24 protein-coding genes and 1 pseudogene are annotated in these 23,315 nt (G+C 48.3%); 12 read left to right on the top strand and 13 right to left on the bottom strand.

Going from position 1 to position 23,315, the window contains the following annotated elements; genetic code table 11:
- From D9741_RS22610 to sad, 6 genes are all read right to left on the bottom strand, one after another.
- Positions 1 to 915, bottom strand: coding sequence for a bestrophin family protein (locus tag D9741_RS22610; protein WP_130219110.1), 915 nt, complete (start codon positions 913 to 915; stop codon positions 1 to 3).
- Between the two features lie 206 nt (positions 916 to 1,121).
- On the bottom strand, positions 1,122 to 2,573 hold the full coding sequence (gene uxaB / locus D9741_RS22605) for a tagaturonate reductase (protein ID WP_130219107.1): 1,452 nt from the start codon (positions 2,571 to 2,573) through the stop codon (positions 1,122 to 1,124).
- A gap of 245 nt (positions 2,574 to 2,818) precedes the next feature.
- Positions 2,819 to 4,237: a diguanylate cyclase gene (locus D9741_RS22600; RefSeq protein ID WP_130219105.1), complete on the bottom strand. Its 1,419-nt coding sequence runs from the start codon at positions 4,235 to 4,237 to the stop codon at positions 2,819 to 2,821.
- A gap of 138 nt (positions 4,238 to 4,375) precedes the next feature.
- The gene (locus tag D9741_RS22595; protein ID WP_001191034.1) at positions 4,376 to 4,735 is read right to left on the bottom strand and encodes a DUF4186 domain-containing protein; all 360 of its coding nucleotides are present in this window, start codon (positions 4,733 to 4,735) and stop codon (positions 4,376 to 4,378) included.
- On the bottom strand, positions 4,735 to 5,661 hold the full coding sequence (gene glsB / locus D9741_RS22590) for a glutaminase B (protein ID WP_064529958.1): 927 nt from the start codon (positions 5,659 to 5,661) through the stop codon (positions 4,735 to 4,737). Before glsB ends, D9741_RS22595 begins: the two co-directional genes overlap by 1 nt.
- 63 nt (positions 5,662 to 5,724) lie before the next feature.
- Positions 5,725 to 7,113 carry a succinate-semialdehyde dehydrogenase gene (sad, locus tag D9741_RS22585; RefSeq protein WP_130219103.1) on the bottom strand — a complete coding sequence of 463 codons (1,389 nt, stop codon included), beginning with the start codon at positions 7,111 to 7,113 and terminating at the stop codon, positions 5,725 to 5,727.
- A 100-nt stretch (positions 7,114 to 7,213) separates the two neighbouring features.
- Between sad and D9741_RS22580 the strand changes: the two genes are divergently transcribed.
- Entirely contained in the window at positions 7,214 to 8,095 is an 882-nt protein-coding gene (locus tag D9741_RS22580) for a LysR family transcriptional regulator (protein WP_130219101.1), read from the top strand.
- Between the two features lie 88 nt (positions 8,096 to 8,183).
- On the top strand, positions 8,184 to 9,374 hold the full coding sequence (gene ydeA, locus D9741_RS22575) for an L-arabinose MFS transporter (protein ID WP_130219099.1): 1,191 nt from the start codon (positions 8,184 to 8,186) through the stop codon (positions 9,372 to 9,374).
- A gap of 24 nt (positions 9,375 to 9,398) precedes the next feature.
- Here the strand turns inward: ydeA and marC are convergent, their stop codons facing one another.
- Positions 9,399 to 10,064, bottom strand: coding sequence for an NAAT family transporter MarC (gene marC, locus D9741_RS22570; protein WP_130209251.1), 666 nt, complete (start codon positions 10,062 to 10,064; stop codon positions 9,399 to 9,401).
- Between the two features lie 210 nt (positions 10,065 to 10,274).
- Between marC and marR the strand changes: the two genes are divergently transcribed.
- From marR to marB, 3 genes are read left to right on the top strand one after another with little or no spacing between them, the layout of a single operon-like run.
- Positions 10,275 to 10,709 (top strand): multiple antibiotic resistance transcriptional regulator MarR, encoded by a 435-nt coding sequence (gene marR, locus D9741_RS22565; protein WP_130209253.1) that lies wholly within the window; start codon positions 10,275 to 10,277, stop codon positions 10,707 to 10,709.
- Between the two features lie 20 nt (positions 10,710 to 10,729).
- Positions 10,730 to 11,113, top strand: coding sequence for an MDR efflux pump AcrAB transcriptional activator MarA (gene marA, locus D9741_RS22560; RefSeq protein ID WP_130209255.1), 384 nt, complete (start codon positions 10,730 to 10,732; stop codon positions 11,111 to 11,113).
- Between the two features lie 30 nt (positions 11,114 to 11,143).
- Entirely contained in the window at positions 11,144 to 11,362 is a 219-nt protein-coding gene (gene marB, locus D9741_RS22555; RefSeq protein ID WP_130209257.1) for a multiple antibiotic resistance protein MarB, read from the top strand.
- Between the two features lie 30 nt (positions 11,363 to 11,392).
- Here the strand turns inward: marB and eamA are convergent, their stop codons facing one another.
- Positions 11,393 to 12,292 carry an O-acetylserine/cysteine exporter gene (eamA, locus tag D9741_RS22550; protein ID WP_130219097.1) on the bottom strand — a complete coding sequence of 300 codons (900 nt, stop codon included), beginning with the start codon at positions 12,290 to 12,292 and terminating at the stop codon, positions 11,393 to 11,395.
- A gap of 194 nt (positions 12,293 to 12,486) precedes the next feature.
- Here eamA and ydeE point away from each other — a divergent pair, with 194 nt between their 5' ends.
- From ydeE to D9741_RS23720, 4 genes and pseudogenes are all read left to right on the top strand, one after another.
- Positions 12,487 to 13,674 carry an efflux MFS transporter YdeE gene (ydeE, locus tag D9741_RS22545; protein ID WP_130219095.1) on the top strand — a complete coding sequence of 396 codons (1,188 nt, stop codon included), beginning with the start codon at positions 12,487 to 12,489 and terminating at the stop codon, positions 13,672 to 13,674.
- Between the two features lie 74 nt (positions 13,675 to 13,748).
- Positions 13,749 to 14,015, top strand: a pseudogene (locus tag D9741_RS22540) (helix-turn-helix domain-containing protein); the annotation flags it as partial.
- A gap of 107 nt (positions 14,016 to 14,122) precedes the next feature.
- A complete protein-coding gene (mgtS, locus tag D9741_RS22535; RefSeq protein WP_064529968.1) occupies positions 14,123 to 14,218 on the top strand; it encodes a protein MgtS in 96 nt (31 codons plus the stop codon).
- A complete protein-coding gene (locus tag D9741_RS23720; RefSeq protein ID WP_240725485.1) occupies positions 14,218 to 14,322 on the top strand; it encodes a hypothetical protein in 105 nt (34 codons plus the stop codon). Before mgtS ends, D9741_RS23720 begins: the two co-directional genes overlap by 1 nt.
- 114 nt (positions 14,323 to 14,436) lie before the next feature.
- On the opposite strand, the gene dgcZ is transcribed toward D9741_RS23720, so the two are convergent.
- From dgcZ to dcp, 3 genes are all read right to left on the bottom strand, one after another.
- Positions 14,437 to 15,327: a diguanylate cyclase DgcZ gene (gene dgcZ / locus D9741_RS22530; RefSeq protein WP_130219093.1), complete on the bottom strand. Its 891-nt coding sequence runs from the start codon at positions 15,325 to 15,327 to the stop codon at positions 14,437 to 14,439.
- Between the two features lie 261 nt (positions 15,328 to 15,588).
- The gene (gene ydeI, locus D9741_RS22525; protein ID WP_130219091.1) at positions 15,589 to 15,981 is read right to left on the bottom strand and encodes a YdeI family stress tolerance OB fold protein; all 393 of its coding nucleotides are present in this window, start codon (positions 15,979 to 15,981) and stop codon (positions 15,589 to 15,591) included.
- A 278-nt stretch (positions 15,982 to 16,259) separates the two neighbouring features.
- The gene (dcp, locus tag D9741_RS22520) at positions 16,260 to 18,305 is read right to left on the bottom strand and encodes a peptidyl-dipeptidase Dcp (protein ID WP_130219089.1); all 2,046 of its coding nucleotides are present in this window, start codon (positions 18,303 to 18,305) and stop codon (positions 16,260 to 16,262) included.
- Between the two features lie 136 nt (positions 18,306 to 18,441).
- Between dcp and ydfG the strand changes: the two genes are divergently transcribed.
- The 3 genes from ydfG to ydfZ all read left to right on the top strand — a co-directional run bounded on the left by ydfG (position 18,442) and on the right by ydfZ (position 20,341).
- Entirely contained in the window at positions 18,442 to 19,188 is a 747-nt protein-coding gene (gene ydfG / locus D9741_RS22515; protein WP_130219087.1) for a bifunctional NADP-dependent 3-hydroxy acid dehydrogenase/3-hydroxypropionate dehydrogenase YdfG, read from the top strand.
- 88 nt (positions 19,189 to 19,276) lie between these two features.
- On the top strand, positions 19,277 to 19,963 hold the full coding sequence (gene rspR, locus D9741_RS22510; protein WP_130219085.1) for a DNA-binding transcriptional regulator rspR: 687 nt from the start codon (positions 19,277 to 19,279) through the stop codon (positions 19,961 to 19,963).
- A 174-nt stretch (positions 19,964 to 20,137) separates the two neighbouring features.
- Positions 20,138 to 20,341: a putative selenium delivery protein YdfZ gene (gene ydfZ, locus D9741_RS22505; RefSeq protein ID WP_000214710.1), complete on the top strand. Its 204-nt coding sequence runs from the start codon at positions 20,138 to 20,140 to the stop codon at positions 20,339 to 20,341.
- A gap of 39 nt (positions 20,342 to 20,380) precedes the next feature.
- Here the strand turns inward: ydfZ and D9741_RS22500 are convergent, their stop codons facing one another.
- Together D9741_RS22500 and ydfJ are read right to left on the bottom strand one after the other, a co-directional pair.
- Positions 20,381 to 21,841 carry a mannitol dehydrogenase family protein gene (locus tag D9741_RS22500; protein ID WP_130219083.1) on the bottom strand — a complete coding sequence of 487 codons (1,461 nt, stop codon included), beginning with the start codon at positions 21,839 to 21,841 and terminating at the stop codon, positions 20,381 to 20,383.
- 88 nt (positions 21,842 to 21,929) lie between these two features.
- Positions 21,930 to 23,297 carry an MHS family MFS transporter YdfJ gene (ydfJ, locus tag D9741_RS22495; RefSeq protein ID WP_130219081.1) on the bottom strand — a complete coding sequence of 456 codons (1,368 nt, stop codon included), beginning with the start codon at positions 23,295 to 23,297 and terminating at the stop codon, positions 21,930 to 21,932.
- Positions 23,298 to 23,315: the final 18 nt, after the last annotated feature.

Here is a 23,315-nt window from a genome sequence, read left to right as displayed (position 1 = left end):
TCACGTCAGCTGGTAATGGCGATCGGGAAGAATTTTTGCTGGAATTTCTGCTTCATCGTTCATCTGTAACAGGTCAATTTCAATAGCGTTGCAGATGGCATCCAGCGGTAAATCATTGTTTTCAGTACCGAACGGATCTTCCAATTCTTCCGCCAGACAATCCAGCGAAATAAAAGTGTAGGAAATCAGCACAGAGATAAAAGGCGTCATGTAATGCAGGTCCACGACCAGCGCGAACGGCAGCATGATACAAAACAGATAAACGGTACGATGCAAAATCAGGGTGTAGGCAAAGGGAATTGGCGTATAGGCAATGCGCTCGCAGCCTGCCAGAACCGCTGAAATATCATTAAGCCGATCGTTGAGGCTAATAAACAGAATATCTGAAAGTTGTCCATTGCGGCGCTGAACCGCCAACCACTCCCCCATTATCAACAAGATACGGTTAGCTGGAGAGTTCGAAGCCAGTACACGCTGAAGATCTTCGGCATTGAGATAATGTGCCAGCACTTCCGCCTGTGGTTGTTTGCGTAACGTCATGCGTAAACAGTGGGCGAAGGCGATTTGCAGTCGGGCAAACTCCCTTACCCTTGCCGAATCCGGCAATGTCGTTTTTACCTCACGCAATAATGACCGTGAAGCAATCATCAACTGCCCCCAAAGTTTGCGTGCTTCAACATAACGGGCGTAACCAGCGTTATTACGAAACCCCAGAAAGATGGCGATGGCGACACCAAGAATGCTGAACGGTGCGAGGGTGAATTTGATGCCCAGATGCGTGTACCAGGGCAGCATGAAAATAACAGCGATAGAAAAGAGAAAATTGAGTAGTAAGCGCGAGGATATCTTGGATAATACTGAACCGTGCCAGACAAAAATACGGCGCAGCCAGTGTTGTTGTGGACGAACAATCATGGTTATCTTCAGGCGTGGAAAAGTCACCCTATTAAACGTGATTACGATCACATTCTCAAGACAGTACTTACAAATTACCTACAAGACTACAACATTTACAGGTGCTACATATGGCACCTGGTTATGATAATTAGCATATAGGATGTTGTAACTAAAATAGCTAAATAAGAAACCCGGTCGAAACCGGGTTCAGATAACGAAGCTATTTAGCACAACGGACGTACAGCTTCGCGCATCCCTTTTTCCAGAATGGAATCCAGGTCATTAGCAACCAGTTCGACCAGGCCAGGCACTTGCGTCAGGTCCTGTTCCCAGTGGTCTTTTTCTGCCAGCACAATAGCGACCAGCTCCTGGGTGTCGATGATACGGTCACGATGCTGGCTCCAGAGTTGCTGATAACGTTCCAGCCAGTGGGCATCATCCTGTACCGGATACGCTTCCCCGTTACGTTCTCCACGATAGAATGCAATCAATGCCGCTAGCGCGAAGGTCAGTCGGGCCGGAAGTTTACCGTTCGCCTTCTGTCCTGCCAGCAACTGCGGCAGAATTCGGGTACGGAACTTGGTCATACCGTTGAGCGCGATGGAAAGCAGCTGATGCTTAATGTACGGGTTACGGAAACGCCCGGTGACTGCACTGGCGAAAGATTCCAGTTCATCACGAGGCAAATCCAGTACCGGAATAATTTCTTCGTAGATGGCTTTCTCAACGAATGCGCAAATTTCAGCATCGTTCATTGCTTCGCCTACAGTATCCAGCCCTGCCTGGAACGCAACTGGCACCAACGCCGTATGCGCACCGTTCAGGATTGCAACCTTACGCTCTTTGTATGGCTTAATATCATCTACAATCAATACGTTGAGCGGATATTTGTCCAGACGTAGTTCTGAAGCTAAAGATTTCGGCCCCTGAATTACAAACAGGTAAAAGTGTTCAGCGGTATCGAGGAAACCATCGTGATACCCCAGTTCTTCTTCCAGTTTCGCCACTTCATCACGCGGATAACCGGTAACGATACGGTCCACCAGCGTTGAACAGAAGCTGTTAGCCTGATCCAGCCATTGAATAAATGCTTCTGGTAGCGCCCACTCCTGCGCGTAGCGCAGAACCAGTTCACGCAGCGCATCGCCGTTATAGTCGATCAGTTCACACGGGATGATGATCCAACCTTTATCCAGCGCACCGTTGAAATGGCTAAAACGTTCGAACAACAGGCGAGTCAGTTTTGCCGGATAGCTTACCGCTGGCGCGTCATCAAATTTGTCGCCTGCATGGTAGCTGATACCTGCTTCGGTGGTGTTAGAGAAAACAAAGCGCATTTCCGGGTTGTGCGCCAGTTTCAGGAATTCATCGTATTCACTGTAGACGCTGATTTCACGATTAACAGAACGAATCAGACGCGCATCGCTAACCGCTTCGCCCTTCTCATTCAAACCACGAATGATGGTGGTGTACAGACCATCCTGAGTGCTCAGTGACGGCGGGAATGAAGTTTCAATCGGACGAACTACGACCACACCAGAATTCAGATCGGTGTGCTCATTCAGGAGATCAATTTGCCAGTCGACAAAGGCACGCAGGAAGTTACCTTCACCAAACTGAATGATACGTTCTGGATACTGTGCACCGGGAAAATCGCGACGATTTAGTGTTTTCACAATGGGTTCCCTTTTGATTAGTCATACAACCTGTTTGAATTGGTACGACAGGTTAGCAAACTTTGATACGCTGAACCCCTGTTTTGATCAACTCGCGGCGAACAATTCACGTTTTTTGGCGAAAAATGTGCTGTTGGTCAAGGTTCCGGAAAGTGAAAGCTTGTAATCATGATTCCTGGTAAAAATGGGAAATGACAAAATTGGTAGAACAAATCAGATGTTCACCGCCGAAAAATCACAACCTGTCAGACAACTTCCTCGCCATAATGCATAGTGCTGGTACGATTTCGCCCGTCTTTTTTCGAGCGATAAAGACAAGTATCGGCTTCTACCATCAGTTTGTTGAAATCATCGATTAACGTACGAAATGTTGCACTTCCACTTCCGACACCAATGCTAACCGTCAAATAAAGCGTTTTTTGTTGCCAGATAAACGGTTGCATTTCTACGCCTTTACGGATTTTTTCCGCCATCAGCAGACCATCCACAGGATTCACTGAAGGCACTGCAACAGCAAATTCTTCGCCGCCCATCCGCGCCACCAGCCCTTTATCACCAACTATCTTCTGTATATGCCGGGCAAACACGCTTAAAACTTTATCGCCACATTCATGACCATAGTTGTCGTTTATGCTTTTGAAATAGTCGATATCAAGCAGCATCACCGTCAGATGTTGTGTCTGTTGTAGTGACGGATTTTTTAACGCCTCAAAAAGACCTGAGCGCGAGTAAACCTGGGTGAGAAAATCAAAATCGGCACGCAGAGAAACTTGCTTAACCAGCGAATTAATTGCCGCCACGCTAAAGGAAACCATGATTGGGCAAATTGCCATGGTAGCAATCCCCAGACGAGCGGAGAACATTTGTGGGATAGAGAACAGCGAACCGACGGCGATATCTATCACCGAATTTGCCACCAGCACGATTTCCACCGCTCCCGTCAAAAAAGTCAGCAAACACGTTACCTGCGGGGTATAGCGTACCGCACACCAGATCAATGCAGGCAATGGGAACGCCAGACTCCCCGCACCGCCAATCACTACCGAGGCAATGACCGATACAATGAGCGCAATAAACGGCATCATCTGCTCTGCTTTAAAGCGTGGCAACGCCCTGGGGATCGCCAGCGTCAACATACACGGAACAATTAACACGCCCGTCGAAAACTGTTCGCTAAACCAGTCAGCAAGTAAGGGCCAGAAATCCAGACTATCAATACTTACTGAACCAACCGCCCCGACAATTGCGCATAATAATGCGGCTATAAGGCAATAATTAAACAAGCGTAAGGCACTTACTGGCTCATACTTATTTTTCCCCAGTCGCTTATCCCTCACCACTAACCGAGCCACGGTCACAATAAACATCATATTAGACAAGTTGATGACCAGTGAAACTAAACCCCATTCGGTAGTCATCGCATCATAAGCCATCATCGCTACGTAACTGATTGCATAGTAATGCAGTCGATTGAGCCAGACATACCGGGCAAAAACCCCTGCCATCACACCATTCAGCGGCCAGAAGAGAGAGAGTTCATGAACCAGACGTAACTCTGCACCAACAAAATAGAACAGCGTGGTTAGCGCAAAAATCGCGATGCTATTACGTAGCAAATGGCCTTCCAGGAACAAATGGAAAGTTGAGATGGGGTGTACACGCATTAATTATCTGTCCATACAATTGCAGGCTGCAATTATTTTAACGCAATAAGTAAATTCTCATAAAGGATAGCATGTTCACTGGCAGCGGTGACAAATAAAGATATTAATCCGATATGGCTTTGTCGAAATCTGACATTCTTATGGCTGATTCATCTGAATAACCAGCCAGTGGTAGATAACCGTCACAATATAACGTTGTTGTTCCTCACTTAACGAAACACCCTGCGGAATGTTGTGCCACTTAGCCAGACAGCCGCGACAACATGTTGCTGTAGCATGCTGGGCAATAAACACCGGATGCCCGCGCATGGGAGTTTGCTTGCCATCGTTCGCCGGTAAGGCCGGGGCAAGACGTTTAGCGACAAAATCCGCCGCATGTTGTTCGATAACCGGCGCGCCCTTCTCCAGACAATACTGACGCTCCTTCACGCCTAAACGAAAGCGGGAGCGAAATTTTGAACGGGATAAACGCGCGAAGAGTGGATCAAGAGACTGCATTAGTAAACCGAGCGTCCTAATTGTTTCGTCAATTGTTCAAGTACTGCAATACCGGCAAGAGAGTTACCTGCGTCATCCAGTTCCGGACTCCAGACCGCAATGGCCATTTCATGTGGGACGATCGCCACAATACCGCCACCAACGCCAGATTTCGCCGGAAGTCCCACCCGCCAGGCAAACTCGCCCGCGTTCTGGTACATACCACTGGTTGCCATCAGCGCGTTAATTTGTCGCGCCTGCATTGGCGTCACCACGGGCTCATCGATATGAATAGCCTTCCCCTGATTTGCCAGAAAGACAAACGTTCGGGCCAGCTCAACGCAGCTCATTTTTAGTGCACAGTAGTGAAAGTAGTTTTGCAGTACTGTTGTCACATCATGATGGAAATTGCCAAACGACTTCATCAGCCAGGCTATCGCCGCATTTCTCGCAGAATGCTCGAACTCTGAACGCGCTACCACCGTATCGTAGGCAATATCAGACACACCGCTTAGTCCACGCACCACTTCCAGCATACGTTGCCGTGGGGCGCTTAATCGCCCTTGCAGCATGTCGCAGACCACCAGCGCACCGGCATTAATAAAAGGATTTCGTGGAATACCCTGCTCCATTTCAAGTTGCACCAGAGAATTGAATGGCGATCCCGACGGATCTTTGCCTACACGTTGCCAAATCTCTTCTTCGGAGTAATGACGCATTGCAACAACGAGGCTGAGCACTTTGGAAATAGACTGAATTGAAAAACGCTCTTGCGCGTCTCCGGCCTGAAAAAGCTGCCCGTCAACGGTACAGATAGCAATGCCCAGTCGGGAACCCTCTACCGTTGCCAGTGCCGGAATATAATCCGCGACTTTCCCCTGACCAATTAGCGGACGTACTTGCCGCAAAATGTTTTCTAAAATTGCATTATCCATGGCGACTGCCACTCTCTGCTCCTTGCTCGCAGGTCTGAAAAGACCTGCGAGTATAACAGAGCTAAATATGTGACGTCAGATCCGGTCTTTCCATACCGTCTGGATATTACAGAACTCATGTAACCCAAAATGGGAAAGTTCACGACCAAAGCCGCTCTTCTTCACACCGCCAAACGCTACCCGTGCATCACTGGCGCTGAAACCATTGATAAACACCCCTCCACATTCCAGACGTGCTGCCATTTGTTTCGCCAGTGCTTCATCAGAGGTAATAATGGTTGCAGAAAGTCCAAACTCGCTGTCATTAGCCAGTTTAAGCGCATGTTCAGCATCTTTCGCAATGGTGATTGCCGCGACGGGTCCAAACAATTCTTCACGAAACGCGATCATTTCTGGCGTGACGTCTGCCAGAACCGTTGCCGGATAGTAGTTTCCTGCGCCTGCTACCTTTTCCCCTCCGAGTAACAGACGGGCGCCCTGTGCCAGTGATTTTTCAACCTGATGATGTAGCTCATCACGCAAATCGAAACGCGCCATCGGTCCGAGGTCGTTATCCTCATGACTCGGATCGCCCATTTTCAACGCCGATACCGCCGCCACAAAACGTTCGGTAAATGCAGAGGCAATCCCCTCTTCGATGATAAAGCGTTTTGCTGCTGCACAAACCTGCCCGGTATTCTGATAACGTCCGGCAACCGCGGCTTTCACGGCCAGGTCCAGATCGGCATCGTTAAGCACAATAAATGGGTCGGAACCGCCCAGTTCAAGCACACATTTTTTCAGCGCCGCCCCAGCCTGCGCGCCAATGGCTGCTCCCGCACGGACACTTCCGGTGACTGTAACCGCAGCAATGCGCGGGTCTTTAATCATCTGGCTTACACCGTCATTGTCGGCATTCAACCAGCCATATACGCCTTGTGGGATACCTGCATCGTTAAAGACCTGAGCAATTAACTGTGCACAGCCCATCACATTTGGCGCATGCTTAAGCAAATAACCGTTGCCTGCCAGGATAATGGGAACAGCCCCTCGCATCACCTGCCATAACGGAAAGTTCCACGGCATAATCGCCAGGATCGTCCCCATAGGACGATATTCAATAACCGCTTGCTGATTTTCTACCTGCGTAGGTTCGCTCTTCAGCATTGCCGGGCCATGCTCTGCATACCAGTCGCACAAGTTTGCCGATTTCGCCACTTCGGCACGCGCCTGTTTGATCGGTTTCCCCATTTCTCGAGTGATCATTTGCGCCATCTCTTCGCTACGGGCGCGCAAAGCCTTACCGAGATCACGCAGTTTTTCTGCGCGATAATCTACGTTTGTTACGCGCCAGTCGCGAAAGCCTGCCGCCGCGAGCCGAAGTGCGTGTTCAATATCGTCAGCGCCAGCCCACGGCAGTGCAGAAAGTTGTTCGCCATTGGCTGGATTTATTGAAATAGCATGGGTAAGCGGAGTAATGGTCATCCGGGTATCTCCTTCGTGAGTTATGGTGTGAAGATACGCAGATTTACTCTTTCGTGAAAATGAATAATATTAAGTCACTTATTCACGAATCGAGAATGTTATGGATCTGACCCAACTGGAGATGTTTAACGCCGTTGCCGAGGCTGGCAGCATTACCCAGGCGGCAGCAAAAGTGCATCGTGTGCCATCTAACCTGACTACCCGTATCCGCCAGCTGGAAACAGAACTCGGCGTTGAACTGTTTATTCGCGAGAATCAGCGTTTACGTCTCTCTCCTGCCGGGCATAATTTTTTGCGCTATAGCCAACAAATTCTCGCGTTGGTCGACGAAGCGCGAAATGTTGTTGCTGGCGATGAGCCACAAGGCTTGTTTTCTCTCGGTTCGCTGGAAAGCACCGCAGCGGTACGCATCCCAGCTACACTGGCAGAATTTAACCGTCGTTATCCTAAAATTCAGTTTTCCCTTTCCACTGGCCCTTCCGGAACTATGCTGGACGGTGTACTTGAGGGAAAACTGAATGCGGCATTTATTGATGGTCCGATTAACCATACCGCCATTGACGGGATGCCGGTGTACCGCGAGGAGTTGATGATCGTTACGCCGCAAGGACATACTCCCGTTACCCGCGCCAGTCAGGTTAATGGTTGTAATATCTATGCCTTCCGCGCTAACTGCTCGTATCGCCGCCACTTTGAGAGCTGGTTTCATGCCGACGGCGCAGCGCCGGGGACAATTCATGAGATGGAGTCATATCACGGTATGCTGGCCTGTGTAATCGCCGGAGCGGGAATTGCGCTTATTCCTCGTTCTATGCTGGAAAGTATGCCGGGGCATCATCAGGTTGAAGCCTGGCCATTAGGTGAGCAATGGCGTTGGTTAACGACATGGCTGGTCTGGCGTCGTGGCGCGAAGACTCGTCAGCTTGAGGCGTTTATTGAACTGCTTGACACATCGCTGGAACAGCATGAAGCGGCAAAATGAGATGTAGATCACAAAGTCATTGTATTCACATCATTAACCGTTTTAAGATCATTTCATCACCTTTTTGCAACCCACCCGATAATCTGTTATGACAACAAACACTGTTTCCCGCAAAGTGGCGTGGCTACGGGTAGTTACGCTGGCAGTAGCCGCCTTCATCTTCAATACTACCGAATTTGTCCCTGTTGGCTTGCTTTCTGACATTGCGCAAAGTTTTCACATGCAAACTGCTCAAGTCGGCATCATGTTGACCATTTATGCATGGGTAGTAGCGCTAATGTCATTGCCTTTTATGCTAATGACCAGTCAGGTTGAACGCCGCAAATTGCTGATCTGCCTGTTTGTGGTGTTTATTGCCAGCCATGTGCTGTCATTTTTATCGTGGAGCTTTACCGTTCTGGTGATCAGTCGAATCGGCGTTGCTTTCGCACATGCTATTTTCTGGTCGATAACGGCGTCTCTGGCGATTCGCATGGCGCCAGCAGGTAAACGAGCGCAGGCGTTGAGTTTAATCGCTACCGGTACAGCACTGGCAATGGTATTAGGTTTACCCATTGGTCGAATTGTGGGGCAATATTTCGGCTGGCGAACGACGTTTTTTGCCATTGGTATTGGAGCGCTTATCACCCTGCTCTGCCTGATTAAGTTACTTCCATTACTCCCCAGCGAGCATTCCGGGTCGTTGAAAAGTCTTCCGCAGCTGTTCCGCCGCCCGGCATTGATGAGCATTTATTTGTTGACGGTAGTGGTGGTTACCGCGCATTACACGGCATACAGCTATATCGAGCCTTTTGTGCAAAACGTAGCGGGGTTCAGCGCCAATTTTGCCACCGCATTGCTGTTAATGCTCGGAGGCGCAGGCATCATTGGTAGCCTGATTTTCGGCAAACTCGGCAATCAGTATGCGTCTACGCTGGTGAGTGCGGCAATTGCGTTATTGCTGGTGTGCCTGGCGCTACTGTTACCTGCGGCGAACAGTGAGATGCACCTCGGCGTACTGAGCGTTTTCTGGGGGATTGCGATGATGATCATCGGCCTTGGGATGCAGGTAAAAGTGCTGGCGCTGGCACCGGATGCTACCGACGTTGCGATGGCGCTATTTTCGGGAATATTTAATATTGGTATCGGCGCCGGGGCGCTGGTGGGTAATCAGGTGAGTCTTCACTGGTCGATGTCGATGATTGGCTATGTTGGCGCGGTGCCTGCTCTCGCTGCGTTAATATGGTCAATTGTCATATTCCGCCGCTGGCCAGTGAAACTCGAAGAACAGACACAATAGTTGAAAGGCCCATTCGGGCCTTTTTTAATGGTACGTTTTAATGATTTCCAGGATGCCGTTAATAATAAACTGCACCCCCATACACACCAGTAAGAAGCCCATCAGGCGGGAGATCGCTTCAATTCCCCCCTTGCCCACCAGCCGCATAATTGCGCCAGAGCTACGTAGGCTTCCCCACAAAATGACCGCAACCAGAAAAAAGATCAGCGGCGGCGCAACCATCAGAACCCAGTCTGCGAAGGTTGAACTCTGACGTACTGTGGACGCCGAACTGATGATCATCGCAATGGTCCCCGGTCCGGCGGTACTTGGCATTGCCAGTGGAACAAAGGCGATGTTGGCACTGGGTTCATCTTCCAGCTCTTCGGATTTGCTTTTCGCCTCTGGTGAGTCAATCGCTTTTTGCTGGGGGAAGAGCATACGGAAACCAATAAACGCGACAATTAAGCCGCCAGCAATACGCAGACCGGGAATCGAAATCCCGAATGTGTCCATCACCAGTTGTCCGGCATAGTACGCCACCATCAAGATGGCAAAAACATATACCGAGGCCATTAATGACTGACGATTACGTTCGGCGGTGTTCATGTTACCCGCAAGCCCGAGAAACAACGCTACGGTAGTTAACGGGTTAGCTAACGGCAATAACACCACCAGCCCCAGGCCTATCGCTTTAAACAAATCTAACATTGGTGGTTGTCATCCTGTGTCGCTAGTTATCTGCGAAAAGTATAAAGGGTAAACAAGGAGAAAGTTTCACTCTTTAACTAATCTTGCAGCACACTGCGCAATACTTGAACCGATTTAGCAAATCGTGGCATCGAGGGATTCATTCGTTTGACTTATACTTGCCTGGGCAATATTATCCCCTGCAACTAATTACTTGCCAGGGCAACCATTGTGAAAAGTACCAGCGACCTGTTCAATGAAATCATCCCATTAGGTCGCTTAATCCATATGGTTAATCAGAAGAAAGACCGTCTGCTTAACGATTATCTGTCACCGCTCGATATCACCGCGGCACAGTTTAAGGTGCTCTGCTCTATCCGCTGCGCGGCGTGCATTACTCCCGTTGAGCTGAAAAAAGTCCTTTCGGTTGACCTTGGCGCGCTGACCCGCATGTTGGATCGCCTGGTTTGCAAAGGCTGGATTGAGCGGTTGCCGAACCCGAATGACAAGCGTGGCGTGTTGGTGAAACTTACCAGCAGCGGCGCGGCAATATGTGAACAATGCCATCAATTAGTTGGCCAGGACCTGCATCAAGAATTAACAAAAAACCTGACGGCGGACGAAGTGGCAACGCTTGAGCATTTGCTTAAGAAAGTCCTGCCGTAAACAAAAAAAGAGGTATGACGATGTCCAGACGCAATACTGACGCTATTACCATTCATAGCATTTTGGACTGGATCGAGGACAACCTGGAATCACCACTGTCACTGGAAAAAGTGTCAGAGCGTTCAGGTTATTCCAAATGGCACCTGCAACGGATGTTTAAAAAAGAAACCGGCCATTCATTAGGTCAATACATCCGCAGCCGTAAGATGACAGAAATCGCGCAAAAGCTGAAAGAAAGCAACGAGCCAATCCTCTATCTGGCAGAACGTTATGGTTTCGAGTCACAGCAAACGCTGACTCGCACCTTCAAAAATTACTTTGATGTTCCGCCACATAAATATCGGATGACCAATATGCAGTGCGAGTCGCGGTATTTGCATCCATTGAATCATTACAACAGTTAATAAAAATGTGACAACGTCACTGAGGCAATCATGAAACCACTTTTATCCGCAATGGTAACCGCGCTTATTCTCTTTTCCGCGCAGAGCTTTGCGGAGCAAACCTCGCAACCGGTCGTTACTTCCTGTGGCGATGTGGTGATTGTTCCCCCATCGCAGGAACAACCACCGTTCGATTTAAATCACATGGGTACAGGCAGTGACAAATCGGATGCGCTGGGCGTGCCCTATTATAACCAACACGCCATGTAGTTTATTCAGGCCCCGGCATATCGGGGCTTGTTAGCCTCTCACCTTCACCGCTTTACGCCACCGCAAACCAAACACATTGATATACAGTCCGGTCATAATAAGCACGGCACCTAAGAATTGCAGACCTGTTAGGCGTTCATCCAGCAGTAACGCTGCACTTGCCAGACCGACTACCGGCACCAGTAATGATAATGGTGCGACACGCCATGTTTCATAGCGTCCAAGCAGCGTACCCCAGATCCCATAACCAACTATCGTCGCCACAAATGCCAGATACATCAACGCCAGAATGGTGGTCATGTCGATAGTGACCAGACTGTGAATCATTGTTTCCGAGCCATCGAGAATGAGCGAGGCGACAAAAAACGGGATTATAGGGATTAATGCGCTCCAGACGACCAGAGACATCACTGCCGGACGGGATGAATGAGACATGATCTTTTTATTGAAGATATTGCCACTCGCCCAACTAAATGCCGCCGCCAGGGTCAAAATAAAACCGAGCATCGCCACATGCTGACCGTTAAAGCTATCTTCGATTAACACCAGTACGCCAAAAATCGCTAACGCAATCCCCGCCAGTTGCTTACCGTGCAGTCGTTCGCCAAAAGTAAAAGCACCAAGCACGATAGTAAAAAACGCCTGAGCCTGTAAGACCAGCGAGGCTAGTCCTGCCGGCATACCGAAGTTAATGGCGCAAAAGAGAAAGGCAAACTGCGCAAAACTGATGGTTAAACCATACCCCAGCAGTAAATTCAGCGGTACTTTTGGCCGCGCCACGAAAAAGATTGCCGGGAAGGCGACCAGCATAAAGCGTAAACCGGCCAGCATCAGCGGTGGCATGTTATGGAGCCCCACTTTGATGACCACAAAATTAAGCCCCCATACAACGACGACTAATAGCGCCAACAACCCATCTTTCCGCGACATTTTCCCGCCTCTGAATTTTCATTTTTTGTCAGCAATCAACTTAGCTGAATTTACTTTTCTTTAACAGTTCATTCGTTAATCACCGTTTACCACGGCATTAATGGCAAATAAGTCGCTATACTTCGGATTTTTGCCATGCTATTTCTTTACATCTCAAAAACAAAACATAACGAAATGCATTGTCGGACAGCCAAATGAACTTATCTCTGAGACGCTCTACTTGCGCCCTTCTCGCCTCGTCGTTGTTATTAACTATCGGACGCGGCGCTACGCTGCCATTTATGACTATTTACTTGAGTCGCCAGTACAGCCTGGGTGTCGATCTCATTGGTTATGCGATGACAATTGCGCTCACTATTGGCGTCGTTTTTAGCCTCGGTTTTGGTATCCTGGCGGATAAGTTCGACAAGAAACGCTATATGTTACTGGCAATTACGGCCTTCGCCAGCGGTTTTATCGCCATTCCCCTGGTGGACAGCGTCACACTGGTGGTACTTTTTTTCGCACTCATCAACTGTGCCTATTCCGTTTTTGCCACTGTATTGAAAGCCTGGTTTGCCGACAATCTTTCATCTACCAGCAAAACGAAGATCTTCTCGATCAACTACACCATGCTCAACATTGGCTGGACCGTCGGCCCACCACTCGGCACCCTGTTAGTCATGCAGAGCATCAATCTGCCCTTTTGGCTGGCAGCTATCTGCTCTGCGTTTCCCATGTTATTCATTCAAATTTGGGTAAAGCGCAGCGAGAAAATCATCGCCACAGAAACAGGCAGCGTCTGGTCGCCAAAGGTTTTGTTACGGGATAAAGCACTGCTGTGGTTCACCTGCTCTGCCTTTCTGGCTTCTTTCGTGAGCGGTGCCTTTGCCTCTTGTATCTCGCAATATGTGATGGTCATAGCGGATAGTGGTTTTGCTGAAAAAGTGGTCGCAGTGGTCCTGCCTGTTAATGCCGTGATGGTGGTTACGTTGCAGTATTCCGTTGGGCGACGAATTAACCCGACCAACATCCGCGCGCTGATGACGGTAGGCACACTCTGTTTTGTCGTCGGTCTGGTCGGTTTTATTTTTTCCGGAAACAGCCTGCTATTATGGGGAATTTCAGCCGCGGTATTTACTGTTGGTGAAATTATTTATGCTCCCGGTGAGTATATGTTGATTGACCATATTGCGCCGCCTGGAATGAAAGCCAGCTATTTTTCCGCTCAGTCATTAGGCTGGTTGGGTGCAGCGGTAAATCCATTAGTGAGTGGTGTGGTACTGACCACTCTCCCGTGTTCCTCGCTGTTTATCATCCTGGCGGTAGTCATCATTGCCGCATGGGCGCTGATGTTAAAAGGTATTAACGCCAGACCCCAGGGGCAGCCAGCACTCTGTTGACATTCGTGCCGTGCCACTGCTGGCACGGCTTTGCTAATCATTTTGCTAATCATTATTTTGAGGCAAAGGCATAGTCTTCCCTCGCCGAGCGGGTAAATATGAGTCCGCGCACTTTTTTGAGACGTTTTGAGGCGTTAACCGGCATGACGCCCGCCCGCTGGCTGCTCAATTAGCGCTTAATACGAGTACAGGATTATCTGCAAAATTCGGCTTTTAACATCGATAAAATTGCCGAGCTGACGGTTTTTGGCAATTCAGCGTTATTGCGTCATCACTTTCACCAACGTTTTTTATTATCCCCTTCGCAATATCGTAAAAACAGTCGCTCCCCATCACAATAACCGCCTGATTCAGCCTTTGTTTAGGTAATATCTGCTAATATCTTTCTCATTGAGATGAAAATTAAGGTAAGCGAGGAAACGCACTACACAATAAACGGAGGAAAATAATGTTGGGTAATATGAATGTTTTTATAGCTGTTCTGGGAATAATTTTATTTTCTGGCTTTCTGGCCGCATATTTCAGCTACAAATGGGATGACTAATGAACGGAGATAATCCCTCACCTAACCGGCCCCTTGTTACAGTTGCGTGCAAGGGGCCTGATTTTTTGACGGCGAAAAAAAAACCGCCAGTAAACCGGCGGTGAATGCTTGCATGGATCGATTTGTGTTTTGCTTTTACGCTATCAGGCATTTCTCTGCGCTGGTAACGGTTCTTTGACACAGTAGCATTATTTTTCTCAATGAATGTTAAACAGAGCTTAAACTCGGGCAATCACGTTTTGTTCGTCAATAAACATGCAGCGATTTCTTCCGGTCTGCTTGCCTTCGTACATTGCTCTGTCAGCCCTTCCAATAACCACATCCAACGGTTCTTCAGGAAATGCGCGGCTCACGCCAGCGGTCACTGTTATTGGGATATGTCCGCCAGGATGCGCTATGGCATGGTTATCGACTAACTGACAAATACGTAGCCCAGCACGACACGCCTCATCATCATTTTGCGCTTTGATGATAATAATAAACTCTTCACCACCATAGCGATAAACCGTATCGTAGTCACGGGTCCAACCGGCTAAGTAAGTCGCCAGGGTTCGTAATACCACATCACCGATTAAATGCCCGTAGGTATCATTAACCAATTTAAATCGGTCTATATCCAGCAGCATTAAATAAAGATTTAATGGTTCAGCATTACGTAATTGATGATCAAAGGATTCATCAAGTACCCGACGACCAGGTAATCCCGTCAATACATCCATATTGCTACGAATAGTCAGCAAATAAATTTTGTAATCTGTTAATGCTGCGGTAAAAGAAAGCAACCCTTCTTGAAATTCGTCAAAATGAGCGTCCTGCCAGCGATTTTCAACAATAGCCAGCATTAATTCCCGACCACAGTTATGCATATGTTGATGGACAGAATCTATTAGCCGAACGTAAGGTAATTCATCGTTATCGAGTGGCCCCAGATGATCAATCCACCGACCAAACTGGCACAGCCCATAAGAATGGCTATCCGTTATTTCTGGCTTACTGGCATCTCTCGCGACCACGCTATGAAACATACTCACCAGCCATTGGTAGTGGGCATCGATAGCCTTATTGAGATTTAACAAGATGGCATCGATTTCCGTTGTCTTCTTGATCATTGCCACTCCTTTTTCACAGTTCCTTGTGCGCTTTATTCTAACTGGAGAAAAGAAAACTTACGTCAATATTTTAATAGAAATCCTAATCCGGAAGTGTTGTTAAAGATAACATTGTGATTTAGAACTAAATTGCCAGAGAAAAAAGTGTTTAACTCTGTAACTGCCTCTGCACTTTAGCTGGTAAAACGCAGATAAACAGCCAAAACAACAAAAGCCCAGTGACCCAACATATTGGGCCATAAGGCTAATTTATTTTTATGACTATTTCTGCAGATGAGTGACCCATACGACTGCTGGGGAGCTTTTTTTATCCAGACTCCCGCTAATGTTGATCATCTGGTCAGGCTGAACTTCTCGCCCATCAAAGACAGCGGCAGGAATAACAACATTAACTTCACCGCTCTTATCGCGGAAAACGTAACGGTCTTCTCCCTGATGAGAAATCAAATTACCCCGTAATGAAACTGAAGCGCCATCATGCATCGTTTTCGCGAAATCAACGGTCATTTTTTTCGCATCGTCGGTTCCGCGATAGCCATCTTCTATTGCATGCGGCGGCGGTGGCGCCGCATCCTGTTTTAAACCACCCTGTTCATCTGCCAACGCATAAGGCATGACAAGAAAACTCGCTAATATAATAGCCTGAAATTTCATACTGACTCCTTAATGGCCTTTAGTTTAACTTATTAAGTCTGGTTGTTGTTTTGTGAAATGGCCACTAAGAATTAGTCTAATTATCATAACTCGGTTAAAATCAGCCGATTAAAACCTAAAATTTATTGAGTGATGATAATTATCATCAACAACATAATATTGCAGAATAAATAATAAACTTAAGATAATTCCCCGACCACAGGTTATTATCGATAAAAATTTACAACGACATTAATTTGTAAGCCGGATTGCAATCAATCCGACTCACTCTTGCAAAATTATACGTTCAAGCCGCGATGTTGCAGCATCGGTGTAATCTGTGGTGCCTTACCTCGCCATTGGCGATACAGGTGTTCTAAATCTTCGCTATTACCTTTGGAAAGGATAGCGTCGCGAAAACGTTGCCCATTTTCACGCGTTAAACCGCCTTCCTCGACAAACCATTGATAACCATCGTCTGCCAGCATTTGCGTCCACAGATACGCGTAGTAACCCGCCGCATATCCGCCACCAAAAATGTGAGCGAAATAACTGCTGCGATAACGCGGCGGTACCGCGGGAAGATCCATGTTTTCCGCCGCCAGCGCCCGAAGTTCGAAATCGTTCACGTCGTGGCGTGCTTCATTCTCTTCCAGACAATGCCAGCGCATATCAAGAAGCGCAGCGCTAAGTAACTCGCTCATCTCGTAGCCTTTATTGAACAGGCTGGCATTGCGCATTTTCTGTTGTAACTCTTCCGGCATGGTTTCTCCGGTTTGGTAATGCCTCGCATAGCGAGAGAATACCTGCGGATTTGTCGCCCAGTGTTCGTTGATTTGTGAAGGGAACTCGACGAAATCACGCGGCGTGTTGGTGCCAGAAAGCGTCGCATAACGTTGGCTGGCAAACAGGCCGTGCAGCGTATGACCAAATTCATGGAATAAGGTTATAACATCGTCCCACAATAACAATGCAGGTTCGCCTGTCGTTGGTTTCTGATAATTGCAAACATTGTAAATAACGGGACGTGTGTCATTAAGCGTAGATTGCTCAACAAAATTCCCCATCCACGCGCCGCCGCTTTTGGAATCACGAGCAAAGAAATCACCGTAAAATAGCGCAAGACCGACTCCGTTATGGTCAAATATTTCCCATACGCGCACATCCGGGTGATAGACCGGTATATCAAAGCGCTCGACAAATTTAATGCCGAAAAGCTGATTTGCAGTCCAGAATACCCCCTCATTCAACACTGTGTTCAATTCGAAATAAGGCTTGAGCTGCGCTTCATCGAGATCGAATTTCTCGCGTCTTACCTGCTCGGCATAAAATGCCCAGTCCCACGGCTGGACGCTAAATCCGCCTTGCTGCTTTTCGATAACCGCCTGAATAGACGCCAGTTCATCGTCTGCTCGCTTACGCGCGGCCGGGACAATTTCACGCATGAAGTTAAGTGCTGCTTCGGGGGTTTTTGCCATCTGGTCGGCGATTTTCCACGCAGCATAATGAGGGAAACCAAGCAGTTTCGCCTGCTGCGCGCGGATCTCCACCAGCCGTTGAATAATGGCACGGGTATCGTTAGCGTCTTTTTTTTCTGCCCGAGTCCAGCCCGCAGTGAACAGTTTTTCACGCGTCGCGCGATCGCGCAGTTCGGCAAGCGCCGGTTGCTGGGTGGTATTCAGCAGTGGGATAAGCCACTTGTTATCCAGACCTTTCTCACGCGCTGCATCCGCCGCCAGGGCAATATCTTGCTCACTCATCCCGGCCAGTTGCCCAATATCGTCAACCACCAGCCCACCGGATTTGTTCGCCGCTAATAACCGCTGGTTAAACTGACTGATAAGGGTCGCCGCCTCTGTATTCAGCACTTTTAATTTTGCTTTGTCGGCCTCTGCAAGTTTGGCCCCGGCAAGAACAAAACGTTGATGAATCACCTCGACCAGTCGAATAGATTCGCTATCAAGACGCAGAGATTCACGGCGCTGCCAGATGGCATCGACCCGAGCGAACAATTCGCCGTTCAGGTAAATGTCATTAGCCAGTTCTGCAAGTTCTGCCGAGAACTGTTCATCAAGACGCTGTAATTCATCGTTGGTATGCGCCGAGGTCATAGCGAAGAAGACGCTAGTCACACGTGTGAGTAATTCCCCGCTCTTTTCAAGAGCCAGAATAGTATTAGTAAAATCGGGCGTCTGTGGGTTTAACGCTATCGCTTCTATCTCAACCCGCTTTTGCCGCATCCCCTCGTCGAATGCCGGGCGATAGTGATGATTTGCAATCTGATCAAAATGGGGCGCCATATAAGGCAGCGTGCTCTGCGTAAGAAAAGGATTCGTCGTTGACATTTTCTACTCCTGAAAACGAGGTGTTCCATAGCGTAGGCTTACTGATAACGGAGTGCAATGTTGCAAACCAGTATTACCCGCTCTTAAGCATCACGTGCTATGTTAGTGACACACAAAAGCGTTGAGGAACAGTGAGATGATCGTTTTAGTAACTGGAGCAACGGCAGGTTTTGGTGAATGCATTACTCGTCGTTTTATTCAACAAGGGCATAAAGTTATCGCCACTGGTCGTCGTCAGGAGCGGTTGCAGGAGTTAAAAGACGAGCTGGGCGATAATCTGTATATTGTCCAACTGGACGTCCGTAACCGCGCCGCCATTGAAGAAATGCTGGCATTGCTTCCTGCCGAGTGGAGTGACATTGATATTCTGGTGAACAATGCTGGACTGGCGCTGGGTATGGAACCTGCACATAAAGCGAGCGTTGAAGACTGGGAAACCATGATTGATACCAACAATAAGGGCCTCGTGTATATGACGCGCGCAGTCCTGCCTGGCATGGTTGAGCGCAATCGTGGTCACATTATTAACATTGGTTCAACGGCGGGTAGCTGGCCATATGCAGGTGGCAACGTCTACGGCGCGACAAAAGCGTTTGTTCGTCAGTTCAGCCTGAATCTACGCACAGATCTGCACGGTACGGCAGTACGTGTCACAGACATCGAACCAGGGCTGGTGGGTGGCACCGAATTTTCCAATGTCCGCTTTAAAGGCGATGACGGCAAAGCAGAAAAAACCTATCAAAATACCGTTGCACTGACGCCAGAAGATGTCAGTGAAGCCGTCTGGTGGGTAGCCACTCTCCCCGCTCACGTTAACATCAATACCCTGGAAATGATGCCGGTTACCCAAAGCTATGCCGGGTTGAATGTCCATCGGCATTAATTTTTATACCCGGCCTCACCGCCGGGTTATTGCTTGTCACAAAAAAGTGGTAGACTCTTGCAGTTAACCCACTCAAAAGCAATAACGAATGACCGTCGAAACACAACTTAATCCCACACAGCCTGTCAATCAGCAAATTTACCGTATTCTTCGCCGCGACATTGTGCATTGTCTGATTGCACCAGGTACGCCATTGTCGGAAAAAGAAGTTTCTGTTCGTTTCAATGTGTCACGCCAGCCGGTTCGCGAAGCCTTCATTAAACTGGCTGAAAACGGCCTGATTCAAATTCGCCCGCAGCGTGGCAGCTACGTCAATAAAATATCCATGACCCAGGTTCGCAATGGCAGTTTTATTCGACAGGCCATTGAGTGTGCGGTGGCACGGCGGGCAGCGAGCATGATCACTGAAAGCCAGTGCTACCAACTTGAGCAAAATCTTCACCAGCAACGCATTGCCATTGAGCGCAAACAACTAGATGATTTTTTTGAACTTGATGACAACTTCCATCAACTCCTTACCGATATTGCTGACTGTCAGCTCGCGTGGGACACCATTGAAAACCTGAAAGCGACCGTTGACCGGGTGCGCTACATGAGTTTTGACCACGTTTCGCCGCCGGAAATGCTGCTTCGCCAGCACATGGATATTTTCTCTGCGCTGCAAACACATGATGGTGACGCCGTTGAAAAGGCAATGGCATTGCACTTGCAGGAGATTAGCGAGTCCGTACAGCTAATACGCCAGGAAAATAGCGACTGGTTCAGCGAAGAGTAATTCTTTTCCTCTCATCCCATTCGGGGTGAGAGTTCATCCCCTTCTTCTGGTTTATGCAAGCATCAAAAAAGATGTGAACTTGATCATAAACAAAAAAAAATTCACTCGACAGGAGTATTTATATTGCGCCCGTTACGTGGGCTTCGACTGTAAATCAGAAAGGAGAAAACACCTATGACGACCTACGATCGTAACCGTAACGCAATCACTACTGGCAGCCGTGTTATGGTTAGCGGCACCGGTCACACTGGCAAGATCCTGTCGATTGATACTGAAGGTCTGACCGCAGAGCAAATCCGCCGCGGTAAAACCGTAGTAGTTGAAGGTTGTGATGAAAAACTCGCACCTCTGGACCTGATTCGTCTCGGCATGAACTAAGCGTGTGAATGCCGCCATCGGCGGCATTGCTGTCACTTATCACTTCACCGCATATTTCGCCACGGTCGCTTTCGCACCATGCGCTAATAAAGACAAATACGCTTCCGTCACCTTTGCAGTGAACAACGCATTGTTCGGCAAATCATCACCAAATATCGCATTAATCGCCATCAAGGACTGCACGCGCACTTGCCCTTCTGCACTACTTTGCACGGCCTTCTGAATGGTCGGTAATAACGGGTCGCTGATTTCGATGGGATTACCCTGCTCATCAACACCGCCGACATATCGCATCCAACCAGCGACGCCAAGCGCCAACAAATCGAACGCGCTGCCCTGTTTCAGATGCCAGCGAATGGAATCCAGCATGCGCTGTGGGAGTTTCTGACTGCCATCCATCGCAATCTGCCAGGTTCGATGGCGTAACGCTGGATTACTGTAGCGTTCAATCAGTCGATCCGCATAATTTTGCAGATCCACGCCCTGCACTTTCAGCGTCGGCGCCTGTTCCTGCAACATCAAGGCATGTGCCGCACGGCGATAATTTTCATCTTCCATGCAGTCGTTAATATGCTGATATCCGGCCAGATAGCCCAGATACGCCAGGAATGAGTGGCTGCCATTGAGCATACGCAGTTTCATCTCTTCATAAGGCAGCACATCGCTGACCAGTTCAGCACCTGCTTTTTGCCATTCCGGACGTCCGGCAACAAAGTTATCTTCAATAACCCACTGACGGAACGGTTCACAGGCAACACCTGCTGGATCGCGCATGCCGGTAAGGTGCTCAATTTTATTCAGCGTTTCTGCCGTCACCGCCGGAACAATGCGATCAACCATTGTCGAAGGAAAAGTCACGTTTTCGACAATCCATTGCGCCAGTTCTGTATCGACTGCATGCGCGTAAGAAGTGACAACGTCACGCATCACATGACCATTTTCCGGCATATTGTCGCACGACATTACCGTAAATGCCGGTAAGCCTGCGGCCTTGCGCCGGGTCAGCGCCTCCACAATAACCCCTGCTGCCGTTTTCGGCTGGTGGGGATTATTTAGATCGTCAACGATCATCGGGTGATCCAGCATTAACTGCCCAGTCGCCGGAGAGTGAAAATAGCCTTTCTCTGTAATAGTCAGAGAAACAATTGCAATTTGCGGTTCGCACATGGCAGCAAGCACAGCTTCTAAACCGTCTATTTGCACGTGCAACGCTTTTTTCACTACCCCCACAACACGAGCGGTCCAGGCATCGGCCGACATTTCCGCAACGGTATAGAGATTATCTTGCTGTTTTAGATCGGCGATTTGTTGTTCACCGCCAATCAGGTTCACTTCATAGTAGCCCCAATCGCTGTGATGCTGGGCAGCCAGGATATCGGCATACACGCCCTGATGCGCGCGATGAAATGCGCCAAAACCTAGATGAACAATTTTGGGCGCCAGGTTATTACGATCATAAACAGGGAGTGTCGCTTTTGCTGATAACAAATTATTTCCCATGACAATTCCTTTAATTTCAATATGGCAAGCTGAATGGTTTGTTATATGAATAAAAAATCCCTCCTCACTAAGAGAAGGGATTCTGGATTTACAGACTTGTTGAAGGTTGCGCAGCTCTTACAACGCGCGGTTGATCTTCTGCCGCATCTTCCAGCGCACTCAAATCGCGGTCTTTAACTTCTGGCATTTTCAGCGCGGAGATTAAACCGATAACAGAATAAGCCATAATCATTATCGCAATCGGATACCAGGATTCAGTCATGGTGCAGAAAATACCCGCCAGGATAGGACCGAAACCTGAGGCAATAAGACCACCAATTTCTTTAGAAATTGCCATCCGGGTAAAGCGGTTTTTACAGCCGAACATCTCTGCCATGGTAATGTTTTCCAGGGCAAATAATCCCAACACCGCACAGTTATGAATCACAATCAACGCAACCATGATGGTGCTCGGGGCATAGCTTTTATCGACGATAATAGACAGCATTGGCCACGCCAGCACAATGGCTGAAGTATTCATAATAATGTAGGGAATACGACGACCAATTTTATCGGACAACCATCCCAGGAATGGAATAGTCATAAAACCGATAATTGAGCTGATCATTAAGGCATCTGTCGGAATCGCTTTATTAAACAGCAACGTCTGTACTAAATAACCTGCAAGGAAAGTTTGAATCAGGCCGGAGTTTCCTGCTTGCCCAAAACGAAGACCCGTTGCCAGCCAAAAAGATTTGCTCTGGAACATACTACCAGAAGGCACAGCTTTTGGCGCAGGTTGCTGACTGTCATTAACCTTCTCAAATACCGGGCTTTCTTTCAGGTTCATACGCAGCCAGATAGCAAAGACCATTACTACCACACTCGCCAGGAACGGTATACGCCATCCCCATGCCAGCAGTTCTTCTTTACTGAGAATAAAGAACATAAAGGCCCAGATTGCCGTTGCGCTCAAGGTTCCGCAGTTCGTTCCCATCGCGACGAACGAGGAGATAATTCCGCGCTTTCCTTTCGGTGCATATTCAGCAAGCATAGTACCTGCACCAGAAATTTCCGCGCCGGCTCCCAACCCCTGAATAATACGCAGCGTCACCAGCAAGATTGGCGCAAAAACACCAATCTGCGCATAGGTCGGCAACACGCCAATTAGGGTGGTACAGATCCCCATCATGGTGATGGTAATAAAGAGTACTTTTTTACGCCCTATTCTGTCGCCCATTTTGCCGAAAATAAATGCTCCGACAATACGTGCCACATAGCCTGCACCGTAGGTTCCCATTGCCAGAATTAACGCCATCGCGGTTGATGATTCCGGGAAAAATATTTCATGAAACACTAACGCTGCGCCGAGCGAATATAGCTGAAAATCCATGAATTCAAGCGCAGTCCCCAACCATCCCGACACTGCTGCTTTCACCAAATCCTTAGTGCTTCTTTCGTGTTTTTCTATTGTCATAATAGATATCTCTAAATA

This window comes from Escherichia sp. E14V7, from assembly GCF_004212225.1.
Classification (GTDB): domain Bacteria; phylum Pseudomonadota; class Gammaproteobacteria; order Enterobacterales; family Enterobacteriaceae; genus Escherichia.
This window is presented reverse-complemented; position numbering and strand designations above follow the sequence as displayed.

What these genes read in the sequence shown, in the direction of transcription:
- D9741_RS23720 (WP_240725485.1), top strand. Translation starts at nt 14,218, where the DNA reads ATGAACGGAGATAATCCCTCACCTAACCGGCCCCTTGTTACAGTTGCG.
- rspR (WP_130219085.1), top strand. Translation starts at nt 19,277, where the DNA reads ATGACCGTCGAAACACAACTTAATCCCACACAGCCTGTCAATCAGCAA.
- mgtS (WP_064529968.1), top strand. Translation starts at nt 14,123, where the DNA reads ATGTTGGGTAATATGAATGTTTTTATAGCTGTTCTGGGAATAATTTTA.
- D9741_RS22595 (WP_001191034.1), bottom strand. Translation starts at nt 4,735, where the DNA reads ATGCAGTCTCTTGATCCACTCTTCGCGCGTTTATCCCGTTCAAAATTT.
- marA (WP_130209255.1), top strand. Translation starts at nt 10,730, where the DNA reads ATGTCCAGACGCAATACTGACGCTATTACCATTCATAGCATTTTGGAC.
- ydfJ (WP_130219081.1), bottom strand. Translation starts at nt 23,297, where the DNA reads ATGACAATAGAAAAACACGAAAGAAGCACTAAGGATTTGGTGAAAGCA.
- marC (WP_130209251.1), bottom strand. Translation starts at nt 10,064, where the DNA reads ATGTTAGATTTGTTTAAAGCGATAGGCCTGGGGCTGGTGGTGTTATTG.
- ydeI (WP_130219091.1), bottom strand. Translation starts at nt 15,981, where the DNA reads ATGAAATTTCAGGCTATTATATTAGCGAGTTTTCTTGTCATGCCTTAT.
- D9741_RS22580 (WP_130219101.1), top strand. Translation starts at nt 7,214, where the DNA reads ATGGATCTGACCCAACTGGAGATGTTTAACGCCGTTGCCGAGGCTGGC.
- ydfG (WP_130219087.1), top strand. Translation starts at nt 18,442, where the DNA reads ATGATCGTTTTAGTAACTGGAGCAACGGCAGGTTTTGGTGAATGCATT.
- marB (WP_130209257.1), top strand. Translation starts at nt 11,144, where the DNA reads ATGAAACCACTTTTATCCGCAATGGTAACCGCGCTTATTCTCTTTTCC.
- dgcZ (WP_130219093.1), bottom strand. Translation starts at nt 15,327, where the DNA reads ATGATCAAGAAGACAACGGAAATCGATGCCATCTTGTTAAATCTCAAT.
- ydeE (WP_130219095.1), top strand. Translation starts at nt 12,487, where the DNA reads ATGAACTTATCTCTGAGACGCTCTACTTGCGCCCTTCTCGCCTCGTCG.
- ydeA (WP_130219099.1), top strand. Translation starts at nt 8,184, where the DNA reads ATGACAACAAACACTGTTTCCCGCAAAGTGGCGTGGCTACGGGTAGTT.
- ydfZ (WP_000214710.1), top strand. Translation starts at nt 20,138, where the DNA reads ATGACGACCTACGATCGTAACCGTAACGCAATCACTACTGGCAGCCGT.
- D9741_RS22610 (WP_130219110.1), bottom strand. Translation starts at nt 915, where the DNA reads ATGATTGTTCGTCCACAACAACACTGGCTGCGCCGTATTTTTGTCTGG.
- D9741_RS22500 (WP_130219083.1), bottom strand. Translation starts at nt 21,841, where the DNA reads ATGGGAAATAATTTGTTATCAGCAAAAGCGACACTCCCTGTTTATGAT.
- eamA (WP_130219097.1), bottom strand. Translation starts at nt 12,292, where the DNA reads ATGTCGCGGAAAGATGGGTTGTTGGCGCTATTAGTCGTCGTTGTATGG.
- dcp (WP_130219089.1), bottom strand. Translation starts at nt 18,305, where the DNA reads ATGTCAACGACGAATCCTTTTCTTACGCAGAGCACGCTGCCTTATATG.
- D9741_RS22600 (WP_130219105.1), bottom strand. Translation starts at nt 4,237, where the DNA reads ATGCGTGTACACCCCATCTCAACTTTCCATTTGTTCCTGGAAGGCCAT.
- sad (WP_130219103.1), bottom strand. Translation starts at nt 7,113, where the DNA reads ATGACCATTACTCCGCTTACCCATGCTATTTCAATAAATCCAGCCAAT.